The sequence below is a fragment of the Microbaculum marinum genome (genome assembly GCF_037855135.1).
GTDB classification, from domain to species: Bacteria; Pseudomonadota; Alphaproteobacteria; order Rhizobiales; family Tepidamorphaceae; genus Microbaculum; species Microbaculum marinum.
Map to the genome: position 1 here is coordinate 1 of NZ_JAZHOF010000018.1, position 16,321 is coordinate 16,321.

At 63.9% G+C, this 16,321-nt stretch carries 13 protein-coding genes and 1 tRNA gene; all 14 read left to right on the top strand.

Features of this window, described 5'->3' with window-relative positions; genetic code table 11:
• A partial coding sequence (locus V3328_RS26435; protein WP_479691315.1) for an EF-Tu C-terminal domain-related protein occupies nt 1–68 on the top strand: 68 nt, incomplete at its 5' end.
• A 37-nt stretch (nt 69–105) separates the two neighbouring features.
• Nucleotides 106–182, top strand: a tRNA-Trp gene (locus V3328_RS26440).
• Nucleotides 183–248: 66 nt separating this feature from the next.
• Nucleotides 249–443, top strand: coding sequence for a preprotein translocase subunit SecE (gene secE, locus V3328_RS26445; protein WP_340332752.1), 195 nt, complete (start codon nt 249–251; stop codon nt 441–443).
• Between the two features lie 15 nt (nt 444–458).
• The gene (nusG, locus tag V3328_RS26450; RefSeq protein ID WP_340332741.1) at nt 459–989 is read left to right on the top strand and encodes a transcription termination/antitermination protein NusG; all 531 of its coding nucleotides are present in this window, start codon (nt 459–461) and stop codon (nt 987–989) included.
• 113 nt (nt 990–1,102) lie between these two features.
• Nucleotides 1,103–1,531: a 50S ribosomal protein L11 gene (gene rplK / locus V3328_RS26455; protein WP_340332742.1), complete on the top strand. Its 429-nt coding sequence runs from the start codon at nt 1,103–1,105 to the stop codon at nt 1,529–1,531.
• A 5-nt stretch (nt 1,532–1,536) separates the two neighbouring features.
• Complete coding sequence (gene rplA, locus V3328_RS26460; protein ID WP_340332743.1) at nt 1,537–2,238, top strand: 50S ribosomal protein L1; 702 nt, start codon at nt 1,537–1,539, stop codon at nt 2,236–2,238.
• Nucleotides 2,239–2,577: 339 nt separating this feature from the next.
• The gene (rplJ, locus tag V3328_RS26465) at nt 2,578–3,096 is read left to right on the top strand and encodes a 50S ribosomal protein L10 (protein WP_340332744.1); all 519 of its coding nucleotides are present in this window, start codon (nt 2,578–2,580) and stop codon (nt 3,094–3,096) included.
• Between the two features lie 42 nt (nt 3,097–3,138).
• Nucleotides 3,139–3,519, top strand: a complete 381-nt coding sequence (rplL, locus tag V3328_RS26470; RefSeq protein ID WP_340332745.1) for a 50S ribosomal protein L7/L12 — start codon at nt 3,139–3,141, stop codon at nt 3,517–3,519.
• Between the two features lie 246 nt (nt 3,520–3,765).
• Entirely contained in the window at nt 3,766–7,914 is a 4,149-nt protein-coding gene (gene rpoB / locus V3328_RS26475) for a DNA-directed RNA polymerase subunit beta (protein ID WP_340332746.1), read from the top strand.
• 103 nt (nt 7,915–8,017) lie between these two features.
• Entirely contained in the window at nt 8,018–12,193 is a 4,176-nt protein-coding gene (gene rpoC / locus V3328_RS26480; RefSeq protein ID WP_340332747.1) for a DNA-directed RNA polymerase subunit beta', read from the top strand.
• Between the two features lie 234 nt (nt 12,194–12,427).
• Nucleotides 12,428–12,742 (top strand): regulator, encoded by a 315-nt coding sequence (locus tag V3328_RS26485; RefSeq protein ID WP_340332748.1) that lies wholly within the window; start codon nt 12,428–12,430, stop codon nt 12,740–12,742.
• Nucleotides 12,743–13,150: 408 nt separating this feature from the next.
• Nucleotides 13,151–13,522, top strand: a complete 372-nt coding sequence (gene rpsL / locus V3328_RS26490) for a 30S ribosomal protein S12 (protein WP_340332749.1) — start codon at nt 13,151–13,153, stop codon at nt 13,520–13,522.
• Between the two features lie 111 nt (nt 13,523–13,633).
• Nucleotides 13,634–14,104 (top strand): 30S ribosomal protein S7, encoded by a 471-nt coding sequence (gene rpsG, locus V3328_RS26495; protein WP_340332750.1) that lies wholly within the window; start codon nt 13,634–13,636, stop codon nt 14,102–14,104.
• 21 nt (nt 14,105–14,125) lie between these two features.
• On the top strand, nt 14,126–16,201 hold the full coding sequence (gene fusA, locus V3328_RS26500) for an elongation factor G (RefSeq protein ID WP_340332751.1): 2,076 nt from the start codon (nt 14,126–14,128) through the stop codon (nt 16,199–16,201).
• The last annotated feature ends 120 nt before the right edge of the window (nt 16,202–16,321 follow it).

Consider the following 16,321-nt stretch of genomic DNA (forward strand, 5'->3'; position numbering starts at 1 on the left):
TGCGCTTCGCCATCCGCGAGGGCGGCCGCACCGTCGGCGCCGGCGTCGTCTCCCAGATCATCGAGTAAGGAAACAGCAGGCGCCGTCTTGGACGCTCGTCGGAATAGGAGTGTAGCTCAACTGGCTAGAGCACCGGTCTCCAAAACCGGGGGTTGGGGGTTCGAGTCCCTCCACTCCTGCCAATCCCGACGACGATCGGCCCAATTCCCACGGTTGGCGTTGGCCGGACGAACCACTTGAAGCAGGTCATGGCGAAAACCAACCCGTTCGAATTCATACAGCAGGTCCGTGCCGAAGGGCGCAAGGTCACCTGGCCGACACGGCGCGAGACCGTCATCACCACGATCATGGTGTTCATCATGGTCACCCTCGCTGCGCTGTTTTTCCTGGCTGCCGATCAGATTTTGGCGTTTGGCGTCGGCTTCCTCCTGGGAACACGCTAAGGAGATTTGGGCCTCATGGCCATGCGCTGGTACATCGTCCACACCTATTCGAACTTCGAAAAGAAGGTCGCCGAGGCAATTCGGGAGAAGGCCGAGGCGACGGGTCTTGCCGAGACGTTCGAGGAGATCCTTGTGCCCACCGAAAAGGTGGTCGAGGTGCGGCGCGGACGAAAAATCGACACGGAACGCAAGTTTTTTCCGGGATATGTCCTCGTACGTATGGACATGACGGACGATGCGTACCATTTGATCAAGAACACGCCGAAGGTTACGGGCTTTCTCGGTGCGGACAACAAGCCGACGCCGATTTCCGACAACGAGGCGCAGCGCATTCTGCAGCAGGTTCAAGAAGGGATCGAGCGGCCCAAGCCGTCGGTCCATTTCGACATTGGCGAACAGGTTCGCGTCGCCGATGGTCCTTTCGCGTCCTTCAACGGTACCGTGGAGGAGGTCGACGAGGAGCGGGCGCGGCTCAAGGTCGCCGTGTCCATCTTCGGCCGGGCAACGCCGGTCGAACTCGAGTACGGGCAGGTCGAGAAGCTCTGAGCAGCTTTCGGCTCGCCTATTCGCTTGTGGGAGATCAGTCCGGCCGCCAACCGGCATCAATGATCGCACCACGCAACGCCAACTCGCCGGACAGCGGCGTGGAAGGGTGAAAGATGGCAAAGAAGATTGTCGGTTACATTAAGCTCGAGGTCCCGGCCGGGGCGGCAACGCCGTCGCCGCCGATCGGCCCGGCGCTCGGTCAGCGCGGCCTCAACATCATGGAATTCTGCAAAGCGTTCAACGCCCAGACGCAGGAAATGGAGAAAGGCGCCCCTTGTCCGACCGTCATCACGGTCTTCCAGGACAAGTCGTTCTCCTTCGAGATCAAGACGCCCCCTGCATCGCACTTCCTGAAGCAGGCCGCGAAGAAGAGCAAGGGTTCCGCGACGCCGGGCCGGTCCTCGATGGGATCGGTGACGCGCGACCAGGTCCGCACGATCGCGGAAGCGAAGATGAAGGATCTCAACGCCAACGACGTCGAGGCGGCGATGAAGATCATCGAAGGCTCTGCCCGGTCGATGGGCCTGGAAGTTCGGGGGTAATCGTCATGGCAAAGCAAGGAAAGCGTCTGCGCAAGGCCCGTGAGGGGATCGATCCGAACACGCTCGTGGCGCTGCCGGACGCGGTGAAGATGGTCAAGGAGCGCGCCTCGACGAAGTTCGACGAGACCGTCGAGGTGGCGATCAATCTCGGCGTCGATCCGCGCCATGCCGACCAGATGGTCCGTGGCGTGTGCCAGCTGCCGAACGGCTCCGGCCGGACGGTGCGCGTCGGCGTGTTCGCCCGCGGCGACAAGGCCGACGAGGCCCTGGCCGCTGGCGCCGACGTGGTCGGTGCCGAGGATCTGGTGGAGAAGGTGCAGCGCGGCGAGATCGATTTCGACCGCTGCATCGCGACGCCGGACATGATGCCGCTGGTGGGCCGGCTCGGCAAGGTTCTCGGGCCGCGCGGCCTGATGCCGAACCCGAAGGTCGGCACGGTGACGCCGGACGTGGCCGCCGCCGTCAAGGAACAGAAGGGCGGCGCCGTTGAGTTCCGCGTCGAGAAGGCCGGCATCGTGCATGCCGGCGTCGGCAAGGCGAGCTTCGGGGAAGAGGCGCTGGTGCAGAACATCCGCGCTCTCGTCGACGCCGTGATCAAGGCCAAGCCGAGCGGCGCCAAGGGGACCTATTTCCAGCGCCTCGCCGTGTCCTCGACCATGGGACCGGGCGTGCGCGTGGAGCCGTCGAGCGCCACAGCCGGCGCCTGACGGTCGTAATATCAGTTTCCGTCCGGGAGACCGGGCGGGGAGTACGGGCCCGGCGGCGAGCCGACGGGCCCGATACCTGTCCAAGACTGCCGGTGCTTCCGGGTTCGTTCCGGAAGCCTAAGTCCCTCGGGAGCCAGCATAGACGGGAATGAACCGGACACACGGCGCAGTTCGCCGGATTTCGGTTCGGACCTCGTTGTCCTTGCGGACCCGCGTGATCGGGCTGCCGGGACGGGACAGGAACGCGAGCGTCGTCCTGGCCCGTATTCGTGCGGTACCCGGGGCGGCTGGGACAACCCGGCAGCGGCCGTTTCGCTGCTGCCAGATTGGAGAGAGCAGGTGGACAGAGCTGGAAAGTCAGAGCTCGTCACGACGCTCCACGACGTGTTTTCGAACACCGGCGTGGTTGTCGTGGCCCACTATTCCGGACTCTCGGTCTCCGACATGACGGACCTTCGCGGGCGCATGCGGGAAGCCGGTGGCCGAGTGAAAGTGGCCAAGAACCGCCTTGCCAGGCTCGCGCTCGAGGGTACCGAGATAGCCCATGTCGGCAGCCTTCTGAAGGGTCCCACCGTGATCGCCTATTCGGACGATCCCGTGGTTGCCCCGAAGATTGCCGTCGACTTCGCCAAGAGCCACCAGAACCTGGTGATCCTCGGCGGCGCGATGGGTGCGACGGCCCTCGACCCTGACGGTGTCAAGTCACTGGCGACGCTGCCCTCGCTCGATGAGCTCAGGGCGAAGATCGTCGGCATGATCAACACACCGGCGACCCGGGTCGCGCAGGTGCTTGCCGCTCCCGGCGGGCAGATTGCACGAGTGCTAGCGGCGCATGCCGAACAGGACAAGGCGGCCTGACGGCCGATCTCGATAAACGGTTCGAATCGAAAGGAACTGAAAATGGCTGATCTGAGCAAGATCGTTGACGAGCTTTCCAACCTCACCGTCCTCGAGGCGGCCGAGCTGTCGAAGCTTCTGGAAGAGAAGTGGGGCGTTTCCGCCGCGGCCCCGGTCGCCGTTGCCGCCGCTGGCGGTGCCGGTGGCGGCGAAGCCGCTGCGGCCGAGGAGCAGACCGAGTTCGACGTCGTCCTCACCGCCGCGGGTGCGCAGAAGATCAACGTGATCAAGGAAGTGCGCGCCATCACCGGCCTCGGCCTGAAGGAGGCCAAGGATCTCGTCGAGGGTGCGCCGAAGCCCGTCAAGGAAGGCGCCTCCAAGGACGAGGCCGAGTCGATCAAGGCGAAGCTCGAGGCCGCCGGCGCGAGCGTCGAGCTGAAGTAATCACGGAAGCGGCGGCGGGCGCCGCCGCTTCCTCTCCGTTTCCGGCGTGCGGAGGCGGAACGACTGTGGGGGAGGCCGCGGCGGCATGCCGCGGCCAAACCCGTCTCCGGACGGTGGTCCCAAGTGGGACCGGGCGCCGGAGCGTAGATGTGGGCAAGAACGTCTCGCCGGAGGACCTTTCGGGGCCACTAGACGACGCTGCCGGGCCTTCCGGCGAGCCGTTCGACAACGATACGAGGAGCGAAGATGGCGCAGACCTTCACCGGCCGCAAGCGCGTTCGCAAGACTTTTGGCAAGATCCGCGAAGTCGCGGCGCTGCCCAACCTGATCGAGGTTCAGAAGGCCTCTTACGACTATTTCCTCCAGGTCGAGGATCCGGAGGGCGGGCGCGAGGATTCCGGTCTGCAGGCCGTGTTCAGCTCGGTCTTTCCGATCACCGACTTCGCCGAGACGGCGATGCTGGAGTTCGTGCGCTACGAGTTCGAGCCGCCGAAATACGACGTCGACGAGTGCCGTCAGCGCGGCATGACGTTTGCCGCCCCGCTCAAGGTGACGCTGCGCCTGATCGTGTTCGATGTCGACGAGGACACCGGCGCCAAGTCCGTCAAGGACATCAAGGAGCAGGACGTCTACATGGGCGACATGCCGCTCATGACCGAGAACGGCACCTTCGTCATCAACGGAACCGAGCGCGTCATCGTCTCGCAGATGCACCGCTCGCCGGGCGTCTTCTTCGACCATGACAAGGGCAAGACGCACTCCTCGGGCAAGCTGCTGTTTGCCGCCCGCATCATTCCCTATCGCGGCTCCTGGCTCGATATCGAGTTCGACGCCAAGGACGTCGTGCACGCACGCATCGACCGTCGCCGCAAGCTGCCCGTCACCACGCTGCTGCTGGCGCTCGGCCTGGACGCCGAGGAGATCCTCGACACCTACTACGACCGCATCGAGATGGTGCGCACCGATGGCGGCTGGCGGCGTCCCTTCGATCCGCAGCGCATGCGCGGCATGAAGGCCACCGCCGACATGATCGACGCCGACACCGGCAAGGTCGTCTGGGAGGCCGGCCGCAAGCTCACCGTGCGCCGGGCCCGCGAACTGTCCGAGAACGGCCTGAGCGCGCTGCGCATCTCCGACGAGGAGATGGTCGGTCAGTACCTGGCCGAGGACATGCTGAACGCGGAGACCGGCGAGATCTTCGCGGAGGCCGGTGACGAAATCACCGCCGATATCCTGGCGACTCTCGCCGATGCGGGCGTCGACACCATTCCCGTGCTCGATATCGATCACGTCAATGTCGGCCCGTTCATCCGCAACACCCTGGCTGTCGACAAGAACGACTCCCGCGAGGATGCGCTGTTCGACATCTACCGGGTAATGCGCCCCGGCGAGCCGCCGACGATCGAGACGGCGGAGGCGATGTTCAATTCCCTGTTCTTCGATCCGGAGCGCTACGATCTCTCCGCCGTCGGCCGGGTGAAGATGAACATTCGCCTGGAGCTCGACTGCCCGGACACGGTGAGGGTGCTCCGCAAGGAAGACATCCTGTCGGTCATCCGGACGCTGGTCGACCTGCGCGACGGCAAGGGCGAAATCGACGACATCGACAACCTCGGCAACCGCCGGGTGCGGTCCGTCGGCGAGCTGATGGAGAACCAGTATCGCATCGGTCTCCTGCGCATGGAGCGCGCGATCAAGGAGCGCATGAGCTCGGTCGAGATCGACACCGCGATGCCGCAGGACCTGATCAACGCCAAGCCGGCCGCGGCGGCGGTGCGCGAGTTCTTCGGATCCTCGCAGCTCTCGCAGTTCATGGACCAGACCAACCCGCTCTCGGAAATCACCCACAAGCGCCGCCTGTCGGCGCTCGGCCCGGGGGGGCTGACCCGCGAGCGCGCCGGCTTCGAGGTCCGCGACGTCCATCCGACGCACTATGGGCGAATCTGCCCGATCGAGACGCCGGAAGGCCCGAACATCGGCCTGATCAATTCGCTGGCGACGTTCGCGCGGGTCAACAAGTACGGCTTCATCGAGACCCCCTACCGCAGGGTCAAGGACGGACAGGTCTCCGACGAGGTGGTCTACCTGTCGGCGATGGAGGAAGCGCGCCACTATATCGGCCAGGCCAATGCCGAGCTCGACGGGAACGGCAAGTTCACCGAGGAACTGGTGGTTTGCCGCCATGCCGGCGATGTGCTGCCGGCCGCGCCGGACCGGGTCGACTACATGGACGTGTCGCCGAAGCAACTCGTTTCGGTGGCCGCGGCACTCATCCCGTTCCTCGAGAACGACGATGCCAACCGCGCGCTGATGGGGTCGAACATGCAGCGGCAGGCCGTCCCGCTGGTCCGTGCCGAGGCACCGCTGGTCGGTACCGGCATGGAAGCGGTCGTCGCCCGCGATTCCGGTGCCGCCATCTCGGCGCGCCGCGCCGGCGTGATCGACCAGGTCGACGCGACCCGTATCGTCATCCGGGCGACCGAGGATCTCGACGCCGCAAAGTCCGGCGTCGACATCTACCGGCTTATGAAGTTCCAGCGTTCCAACCAGAACACCTGCATCAACCAGCGTCCGCTGGTGCGTGTCGGCGACGTCGTCCAGAAGGGCGACATCATCGCGGACGGCCCGTCGACGGATCTCGGCGAACTGGCGCTCGGCCGCAACGTCCTCGTCGCGTTCATGCCGTGGATGGGCTACAACTTCGAGGACTCCATTCTGCTCTCCGAGCGCGTCGTGCGCGACGACATCTTCACGTCGATCCATATCGAGGAATTCGAGGTGATGGCTCGCGACACGAAGCTCGGGCCGGAGGAGATCACCCGCGACATCCCCAACGTGTCGGAAGAGGCTCTGAAGAACCTCGACGAGGCGGGTATCGTCTATATCGGTGCGGAAGTGAACGCAGGCGACATCCTGGTCGGCAAGATCACGCCGAAGGGTGAGAGCCCGATGACCCCGGAAGAGAAGCTGCTCCGGGCAATCTTCGGCGAAAAGGCCTCCGACGTGCGCGACACCTCGCTGCGGGTGCCGCCGGGCGTCACCGGCACGATCGTCGAGGTGCGCGTCTTCAACCGCCACGGCGTCGACAAGGACGAGCGTGCGGTCGCGATCGAGCGCGAGGAAATCGAGCGTCTCGCCAAGGACCGCGACGACGAGCAGGCGATTCTCGATCGCAACGTGTTCGGCCGCCTGGCCGACATGCTCGTCGGCAAGGTTGCCGCTTCGGGCCCGAAGGGCGTGAAGAAGGACACCTCGATCACGCGCGAACTGCTGGACGAGCTTCCTCGCTCGCAATGGTGGCAGTTCGGCCTGTCCGACGAGGCCGAAATGGGCGAGGTCGAGGCGCTTCGCAAACAGTACGACGAGTCCAAGAAGCGGCTGGAGCAGCGTTTCCTCGACAAGGTCGAGAAGCTGCAACGCGGCGATGAACTGCCGCCCGGCGTGATGAAGATGGTCAAGGTATTCGTCGCGGTGAAGCGCAAGCTGCAGCCGGGCGACAAGATGGCCGGACGTCACGGCAACAAGGGCGTCGTCAGCCGCATCATGCCGATCGAGGACATGCCTTTCCTCGAGGACGGCACGCATGTCGACATCGTGCTCAATCCGCTCGGCGTTCCGAGCCGCATGAACGTCGGGCAGATCCTCGAGACTCATCTCGGCTGGGCCTGCGCGGGCCTGGGTCGTCAGATCGGCGAGGCCGTGGACGCCTACAAGCAGAGCGGCGAGGCGAAGGCGCTGACGGCGGCCTACACCAGGGTGTACGGCAAGGAGATCAGCGACGAGATTTCGGAGATGGGCGACGACGCCCTGATCGAGCTCGGACAGAACCTGAAGAACGGCGTGCCGATCGCGACGCCGGTCTTCGACGGCGCCCACGAGTCCGACATCGTCGAAATGCTCGAAATGGCGGGCCTCGACAACTCCGGTCAGGTGACGCTCTACGACGGTCGTTCCGGCGAGCCGTTCGATCGGAAGGTGACCGTCGGCTACATCTACATGCTGAAGCTGCATCACCTCGTCGACGACAAGATCCACGCCCGTTCGATCGGTCCGTACAGCCTCGTCACCCAGCAGCCGCTGGGCGGCAAGGCCCAGTTCGGCGGTCAGCGCTTCGGGGAAATGGAAGTCTGGGCGCTCGAAGCCTACGGGGCAGCCTATACGCTCCAGGAGATGCTGACCGTGAAGTCCGATGACGTCGCCGGCCGCACGAAGGTCTACGAGTCCATCGTGCGCGGCGACGATACGTTCGAGGCGGGCATACCCGAATCGTTCAACGTGCTCGTCAAGGAGATGCGGTCGCTCGGCCTCAATGTGGAATTGGTCACCAGCCGTCCCCGCGGAGCTCCGCCTGCGGCCGGTCCGATGCTGCCGCCTCCGGCGGATGCCGCAGAGTGACGGCAGGCCGCAGACCGGTGGTCGTCATCCAGTTCCGCACTATTTCAGCAATTCCGCCGATCGGGCGCGTCGTGCGTCCCGGTCGGCCCATAGGGAGTAGGACATGAACCAGGAAGTCCTCAACCTTTTCAATCCGACCGCACCACAGCAGACGTTCGATCAGATCCGGATCTCGATTTCGAGCCCGGAGAAGATCAAGTCGTGGTCGTTCGGCGAGATCAAGAAGCCGGAGACCATCAACTATCGGACCTTCAAGCCGGAGCGCGACGGCCTGTTCTGTGCGCGCATCTTCGGCCCGATCAAGGATTACGAGTGCTTGTGCGGCAAGTACAAGCGGATGAAGTACAAGGGCATCATCTGCGAGAAGTGCGGTGTCGAGGTGACGCTGAGCCGGGTTCGCCGCGAGCGGATGGGCCATATCGAGCTCGCCGCCCCGGTCGCGCACATCTGGTTCCTGAAGTCGCTGCCGAGCCGGATCGGCATGATCCTCGACATGACGCTGAAGGATCTCGAGCGCATCCTGTATTTCGAGAACTACGTCGTCACCGAGCCGGGCCTGACGGCGCTCAAGTACGGACAGCTCCTCACCGAGGAGGAGTATCTCGATTTCCAGGACCAGTTCGGCGAGGATTCCTTCACCGCGCAGATCGGCGCCGAAGCGATCCGCGACATGCTGATCGCGCTGGACCTGCACAAGCTGAGCGAGGACCTCCGGGTCGAAATTGCCGAGTCCACGACGGAGCTTAAGCCGAAGAAGCTCGCAAAGCGGTTGAAGCTGATCGAGTCGTTCATCGAATCCGGCAACCGGCCGGAATGGATGATCCTGACGATCGTTCCGGTCATTCCGCCGGATCTGCGTCCGCTCGTGCCGCTCGACGGCGGCCGGTTCGCCACGTCGGACCTCAACGACCTCTACCGGCGCGTCATCAACCGCAACAACCGCCTGAAGCGGCTGATCGAACTGCGGGCGCCCGACATCATCATCCGCAACGAGAAGCGGATGCTGCAGGAAGCCGTCGACGCGCTGTTCGACAATGGCCGCCGCGGCCGCGTCATCACGGGCGCCAACAAGCGTCCGCTGAAGTCGCTTGCGGACATGCTGAAGGGCAAGCAGGGTCGCTTCCGGCAGAACCTGCTGGGCAAGCGCGTCGACTATTCTGGCCGTTCGGTCATCGTGGTCGGTCCGGAACTCAAGCTGCACCAGTGCGGCCTGCCGAAGAAGATGGCGCTCGAGCTGTTCAAGCCGTTCATCTATTCGCGGCTGGAGGCGAAGGGCCTGTCGTCCACCGTCAAGCAGGCGAAGAAGCTGGTCGAGAAGGAGAAGCCCGAAGTCTGGGACATTCTCGACGAGGTGATCCGCGAGCATCCGGTCATGTTGAACCGGGCGCCGACGCTGCACCGTCTCGGCATCCAGGCATTCGAGCCGACTCTGATCGAGGGCAAGGCGATCCAGCTTCATCCGCTGGTGTGCGCGGCCTTCAACGCCGACTTCGACGGCGACCAGATGGCGGTGCACGTTCCGCTTTCGCTGGAAGCCCAGCTCGAAGCGCGCGTGCTGATGATGTCGACCAACAACATCCTGCACCCGGCCAACGGTTCGCCGATCATCGTGCCGTCGCAGGACATCGTTCTCGGGCTGTACTACGTCTCGCAGGAGCGCGAGAACGAGCCGGGCGAGGGAATGATGTTCGCCTCCATCGGGGAACTCGAGCACGCGCTCGACTCCAAGGCGGTGACGCTGCATGCCAAGATCAAGGGGCGTTACATCGGCGTCGACGCGGACGGCAATCCGGTCTCGAAGATCTACGACACGACTCCCGGCCGCATGCTGCTGGGGCAGTTGCTGCCGCAGAGCGCCGCCGTGCCGTTCGACGTCGTCAACCGGCTCCTGACCAAGCGCGAGATCTCCAACGCCATCGATACCGTCTACCGCCATTGCGGGCAGAAGGAGACGGTGATCTTCTGCGACCGCATCATGGCGCTCGGGTTCAAGCATGCCTGCCTTGCCGGCATTTCGTTCGGCAAGGACGACATGGTCATTCCGGAGACCAAGGAGAAGCTGGTCGACGAGACCCGTCAACTCGCCAAGGACTACGAGCAGCAGTACAATGACGGCCTGATCACCCAGGGCGAGAAGTACAACAAGGTGGTCGATGCCTGGGCGAAGTGCACGGATCGCGTCGCCGACGAGATGATGGCGCGCATTTCCTCGGTCCAGATGGACGAGGAAACGAAACGCGAGAAGCCGATCAACTCGATCTACATGATGGCTCATTCGGGCGCTCGTGGGTCTCCCGCGCAGATGAAGCAGCTCGCTGGCATGCGCGGCCTGATGGCCAAGCCGTCGGGCGAGATCATCGAAAGCCCGATCATCTCCAACTTCAAGGAGGGGCTGTCGGTTCTCGAGTACTTCAACTCCACGCACGGAGCCCGGAAGGGGCTGGCCGACACGGCGCTGAAGACCGCAAACTCGGGATACCTGACGCGCCGTCTCGTCGACGTCGCCCAGGACTCCATCATCACCGAAGTGGATTGCGGCTCCGAGAGGGGCATTTCCATGACGGCCGTGGTCGACGCCGGCGAGGTGATCGTCTCTCTCGGCCAGCGCGTGCTTGGCCGTACGGCGGCCGAGGACGTCGTCCATCCCGCTACCAACGAGACGATCGTCGAGGCGGGAACGATGATCGAGGAGCGCCACGTCGAGGCGATCGAGGCTGCGCAGTTGCAGGAGATCAAGATCCGCTCGGTTCTGACCTGCGAGACGCGCAACGGCGTTTGCGGCACCTGCTACGGCCGCGACCTGGCGCGTGGAACGCCGGTGAACATGGGCGAGGCCGTGGGCGTCATCGCCGCCCAGTCCATCGGCGAGCCGGGTACGCAGCTGACGATGCGGACCTTCCACATCGGCGGCACGGCCCAGATCGCCGAGCAGTCCTTCGTGGAGTCGAACTTCGAAGGCACGGTTCAGATGAAGAACCGCAACGTCGTGCGCGATTCCGAGGGCGCCCTCATCGTCATGGGCCGTTCGGTATCGCTGGCGGTCGTCGACGCGGAAGGCAACGAGCGCGCCGTCCATCGCCTCAACTACGGCACGCGACTCAAGGTCGACGAGGGCGACAAGGTCACGCGCGGCCAGCGTCTGGCCGAGTGGGACCCCTACACCCGGCCGATCATGACCGAGGTGGACGGCGTCGTCGGGTTCGAGGATCTGGTCGAGGGCGCGTCTCTGACGGAGACGGCCGACGAGTCGACGGGCATCACCAAGCGGGTCGTCATCGACTGGCGGGCCACCCCCCGCGGAGCCGATCTGAAGCCCGCCCTGGTCATCCGTGACAAGGACGGCGAGGTGAAGAAGCTGCCGCGCGGCAGCGAGGCCCGCTATCTCCTGGCCGTCGACACGGTGATCAACGTGGAGCCGGGGATGGAGGTCAAGGCCGGTGACGTTCTGGCCCGTATCACCCTGGAGAGCGCCAAGACCCGCGATATCACGGGTGGTCTGCCCCGTGTCGCCGAGCTGTTCGAGGCCCGGCGTCCGAAGGATCACGCGATCATCGCCGAACTCTCCGGGACCGTCCGGTTCGAGCGCGACTACAAGAACAAGCGCCGCATCCGGATCGAGGCCGACGACGAGGCCGAGGAGTCGAAGGAGTACCTCATCCCGAAGGGCCGTCACCTGTATGTTCAGGAAGGCGACCACATTGAGAAGGGCGAGTACATTCTCGACGGCAACCCGGCTCCGCACGACATCCTCGCCATCAAGGGCGTCGAGGAACTGGCGGCCTATCTGGTCAACGAGATCCAGGAGGTCTACCGCCTGCAGGGCGTGTCGATCAACGACAAGCACATCGAGGTGATCGTCCGGCAGATGCTGCAGAAAGTGGAGATTTCCGACCCCGGCGACTCCGACTTCCTCGCCGGGGAGCAGGTCGACCAGATCGAGATGCAGGAAGCCGGCGAGGCACTGGTGGCAGAGGGCAAGCGACCGCCGACGGGGTCGCCGGTTCTCCTCGGCATCACCAAGGCAAGCCTGCAGACCCGCAGCTTCATCTCCGCCGCGTCCTTCCAGGAGACCACGCGGGTGCTCACCGAAGCAGCCGTGCAGGGCAAGTCGGATACGCTCGAAGGCCTCAAGGAGAACGTCATCGTCGGCCGGCTCATCCCTGCCGGAACCGGTTCGATGATGAACAAGATGCGCGAGATCGCGACCCATCGCGACGACCTGATCGTCGAGAGCCGCGAACAGTCGGGCGTGCTCGAAGAGGCCGCGGAAGCCGAGTAGCAGGCATCTTCGCGCGCATTGTCGGTCTTCACAGGACTGCCGAAGCCGGCCCCGGAAACGGGGCCGGCTTTGTTTGTGGAGATCGGCGCCGATCCGGGTGTGCAGGCAGATTCTGCTTCCAATCCAAGATCCCCGGCTTCTTGCGCTACCGCGAGGGTGTGCAAGAGTGCGGACGTCGCAATGCGCCGGCATCGCCAGTCCGCCTGAGGACAGCAATCCAGGAGTGGGGAGGCCATGAGCCGCGAACCCGAAATCGAAGAAGCAGTCGTCTACATCGTGGTGGGCCGAGGCGTCAGGGGGGACGATTCCGCGGGCCGCGAAATCGGTGCGGACGATCAGGAGGCCACGCCGATCAACGTCCTGCTGACGGCCGTCGACGAGGAGGAGTGCATCGAGCGTGCCTTGACGGCACTCGCCGGAAAGGGATTCACCAGGGTGGAACTCGACCGAATCGGAGTGGTCGACGGGGAACCCGAGGATCCGACGTTTGCGTCGGCCTACTGGAATGCCATCGACGGCCAGGTCGCGGTCATCGCGTTTCACGGTTAGGATTCGCGATCGTCCGCCCGTGAATCCCTTGCAGTTTCGCCTTCGGGTACCGATATCGGGAAGGCAAGGCTCAAATGCCTCAAACTTGTTCCGTTGTGTCGGCAAACTGCCGTATATAGCTCGAAAATTGCGCGAATGCGGGGTTGACGGGGATCGGGCCTTAGGCCTATGTTCCGCTCGCTTCGCGGCAGGTGGTAGGCCTGTTCCTTCCGGATCGCCATGGTCTGGATCCAGACGGCCTAGACACTGACGCTCGTCATAAGACGACACACAGCGAATCATGACCGGAGCCGAAAGGCTGCGGTCCTCTGCATGTCAAGGCTGACGGCCAGTATGGCGTCGGTCCGATATGTTTTGTAACCCGACGATCGGTCCCCGGGGCCGGCGAACGTTTGAAGAAGGCGATCGATGCCGACGATCAACCAGTTGATCCGTAAGCCGCGGAAGGCGCCCGTAAAGCGCAACAAGGTGCCGGCTATGGAAGCCTGCCCGCAGAAGCGTGGCGTGTGCACCCGCGTCTATACGACGACCCCGAAGAAGCCGAACTCGGCGCTGCGCAAGGTGGCGAAGATTCGTCTCACCAACGGATTCGAGGTCATCGGATACATTCCGGGCGAAGGCCACAACCTTCAGGAGCACTCGGTGGTGATGATCCGGGGTGGCCGCGTGAAGGACCTTCCCGGCGTGCGCTATCACATCATCCGCGGCGTCCTCGATACCCAGGGTGTATCGGCTCGTCGCCAGCGGCGTTCGAAATACGGAGCGAAGAGGCCCAAGTAGTCGGGCCTTTTTGTTTTGGCCCGGCGTGAGCGCCGAGGTCCTGAGCAAGTCACGATCCAGTCGCCCGCCGTTTTGATCGGGCGCAGCTATTGAAAGAGTGAGGACGAGCCGATGTCTCGCCGCCACAGTGCCGAAAAACGCGAGGTTATACCGGATCCCAAGTACGGCGATCTGGTCGTCTCGAAGTTCATGAACTCCGTCATGCGCCACGGCAAGAAGTCCGCCGCCGAGGGAATCGTCTATGGCGCATTCGACGCGATAGAGGGCAGGGCCAAGCAGGATCCGGTCGCGGTGTTCCATCAGGCGCTGGAAAACGTCATGCCGGCGATCGAGGTTCGGTCGCGGCGCGTCGGCGGCGCGACCTACCAGGTCCCGGTCGAGGTTCGCCCCGAGCGCCGTCAGGCGCTGGCGATCCGCTGGCTGATCACGGCGGCGCGGGCCCGCAATGAGCGGACAATGGTCGAGCGCCTTTCCGGCGAACTGCTGGACGCCTCCAACAACCGCGGCACGGCCGTGAAGAAGCGTGAAGATACGCACCGGATGGCGGAAGCCAACCGCGCCTTCTCGCATTATCGCTGGTGACGGGGACACGGAGCTTCGACCATGCCACGCACACATAAAATCGAGGACTACCGCAACTTCGGCATCATGGCGCACATCGATGCCGGCAAGACCACGACCACTGAGCGGGTCCTTTTCTATACCGGTCGCAGTCACAAGATCGGCGAAGTCCACGACGGCGCCGCAACGATGGACTGGATGGAGCAGGAGCAGGAGCGCGGCATCACTATCACGTCGGCCGCGACGACCGCCTACTGGAAGGACAAGCGTCTCAACATCATCGACACGCCCGGCCACGTCGACTTCACCATCGAGGTCGAACGCTCGCTTCGCGTGCTCGACGGTGCGATCGCGCTGCTCGACGCCAATGCCGGTGTCGAGCCGCAGACGGAGACGGTGTGGCGCCAGGCCGACAAGTACCACGTGCCCCGGATGATCTTCGTCAACAAGATGGACAAGATCGGCGCCGACTTCTATCGCTCGGTCGACATGGTGAAGTCGCGTCTCGGCGCGGTGCCGCTCGTCATTCAGCTGCCGATCGGTGCGGAGAACGATTTCAAGGGCGTCATCGACCTCGTTCTCATGAAGGGAATCGTCTGGCGCGACGAAACGCTGGGTGCCCAGTTCGACTATGTCGACATTCCCGCCGACATGGCCGAGAAGGCCGAAGAGTATCGTGAGAAGCTCGTCGAGCTGGCCGTCGAGATCGACGAAGCCGCGATGGAGGCCTATCTCGAGGGCGAGATGCCGAGCGAAGAGGCGCTCAAGGCGCTGATCCGGAAGGGCACGATCAGCACGACCTTCGTGCCGGTGCTGTGCGGATCTGCCTTCAAGAACAAGGGCGTGCAGCCGCTTCTTGATGCGGTGGTCGACTACCTGCCGTCGCCGGTCGAAGTGCCGGACATCAAGGGCATCAACCCGAAGACCGGCGAGGAGATGAAGCGGAAGTCGAGCGACGACGAGCCGCTGTCCATCCTGGCATTCAAGGTGATGAACGACCCGTTCGTAGGATCGCTGACTTTCTGCCGGATCTATTCGGGCAAGCTTGAGACCGGTTCGCAGGTTCTCAACACGGTCAAGGAAAAGCGGGAGCGCGTCGGCCGGATGCTTCACATGCATTCGAACCATCGCGAGGACATCAAGGAATCCTACGCAGGCGATATCGTCGCCATTGCGGGCCTCAAGGACGTCACCACCGGGGATACGCTTTGCGATCCGCTGAAGCCGGTGATCCTGGAGCGGATGGAGTTCCCGGACCCGGTCATCGAGATCGCGATCGAGCCGAAGACCAAGGCCGACCAGGAAAAGATGGGCATGGCCCTGAACCGGCTCGCGCAGGAGGATCCCTCCTTCCGTGTCGGGACGGACGAGGAATCCGGTCAGACGATCATCAAGGGCATGGGCGAACTCCACCTGGAGATTCTGGTCGACCGCATGCGCCGTGAGTTCAAGGTGGATGCTGCGGTCGGTGCGCCGCAGGTGGCCTATCGCGAGACGATCACGAAGACGGCCGAAGTCGACTACACGCACAAGAAGCAGACCGGCGGCTCGGGCCAGTTCGCCCGCGTCAAGCTCGTCATCGAGCCGGCCGAGCAGGGTGTCGGCTTCGAGTTCGACAACAAGATCGTCGGCGGTTCGGTGCCCAAGGAATACATTCCGGGCGTCGAGAAGGGCATCAAGTCGGTGCTCGGCGCAGGCGTGCTGGCAGGGTTCCCGATGCTCGACATCAAGGTGTCGCTGATCGACGGTGCCTACCACGACGTCGATTCGAGTGTCCTGGCCTTCGAAATTGCCTCCCGCGCCGCCTTCCGCGAAGGCGTGCAGAAGGCCGGCCCGAAGCTGCTCGAGCCGATCATGAAGGTCGAGGCGGTGACGCCCGAAGAATACATGGGCGACATCATCGGTGACCTGAACAGCCGTCGCGGCCAGATCCAGGGTACGGAATCGCGCGGGGTCGCCACCGCGATCCAGGCGATGGTGCCGCTGGCCAACATGTTCGGCTACGTCAACACGCTGCGCTCGATGAGCCAGGGCCGCGCCCAGTTCACGATGCAGTTCGACCATTACGCGCAGGTTCCGCAGGCGGTCGCCGAGGAAGTCCAGGCCAAGTTCGCCTGATCGCGCTGAAAACGAAAATACGCTTAGAGAGTGGAGAGCCAAAATGGCCAAAGCGAAGTTTGAGCGGACGAAGCCGCACTGCAACATCGGGACGATTGGTCATGTTGACCATGGCAAGAC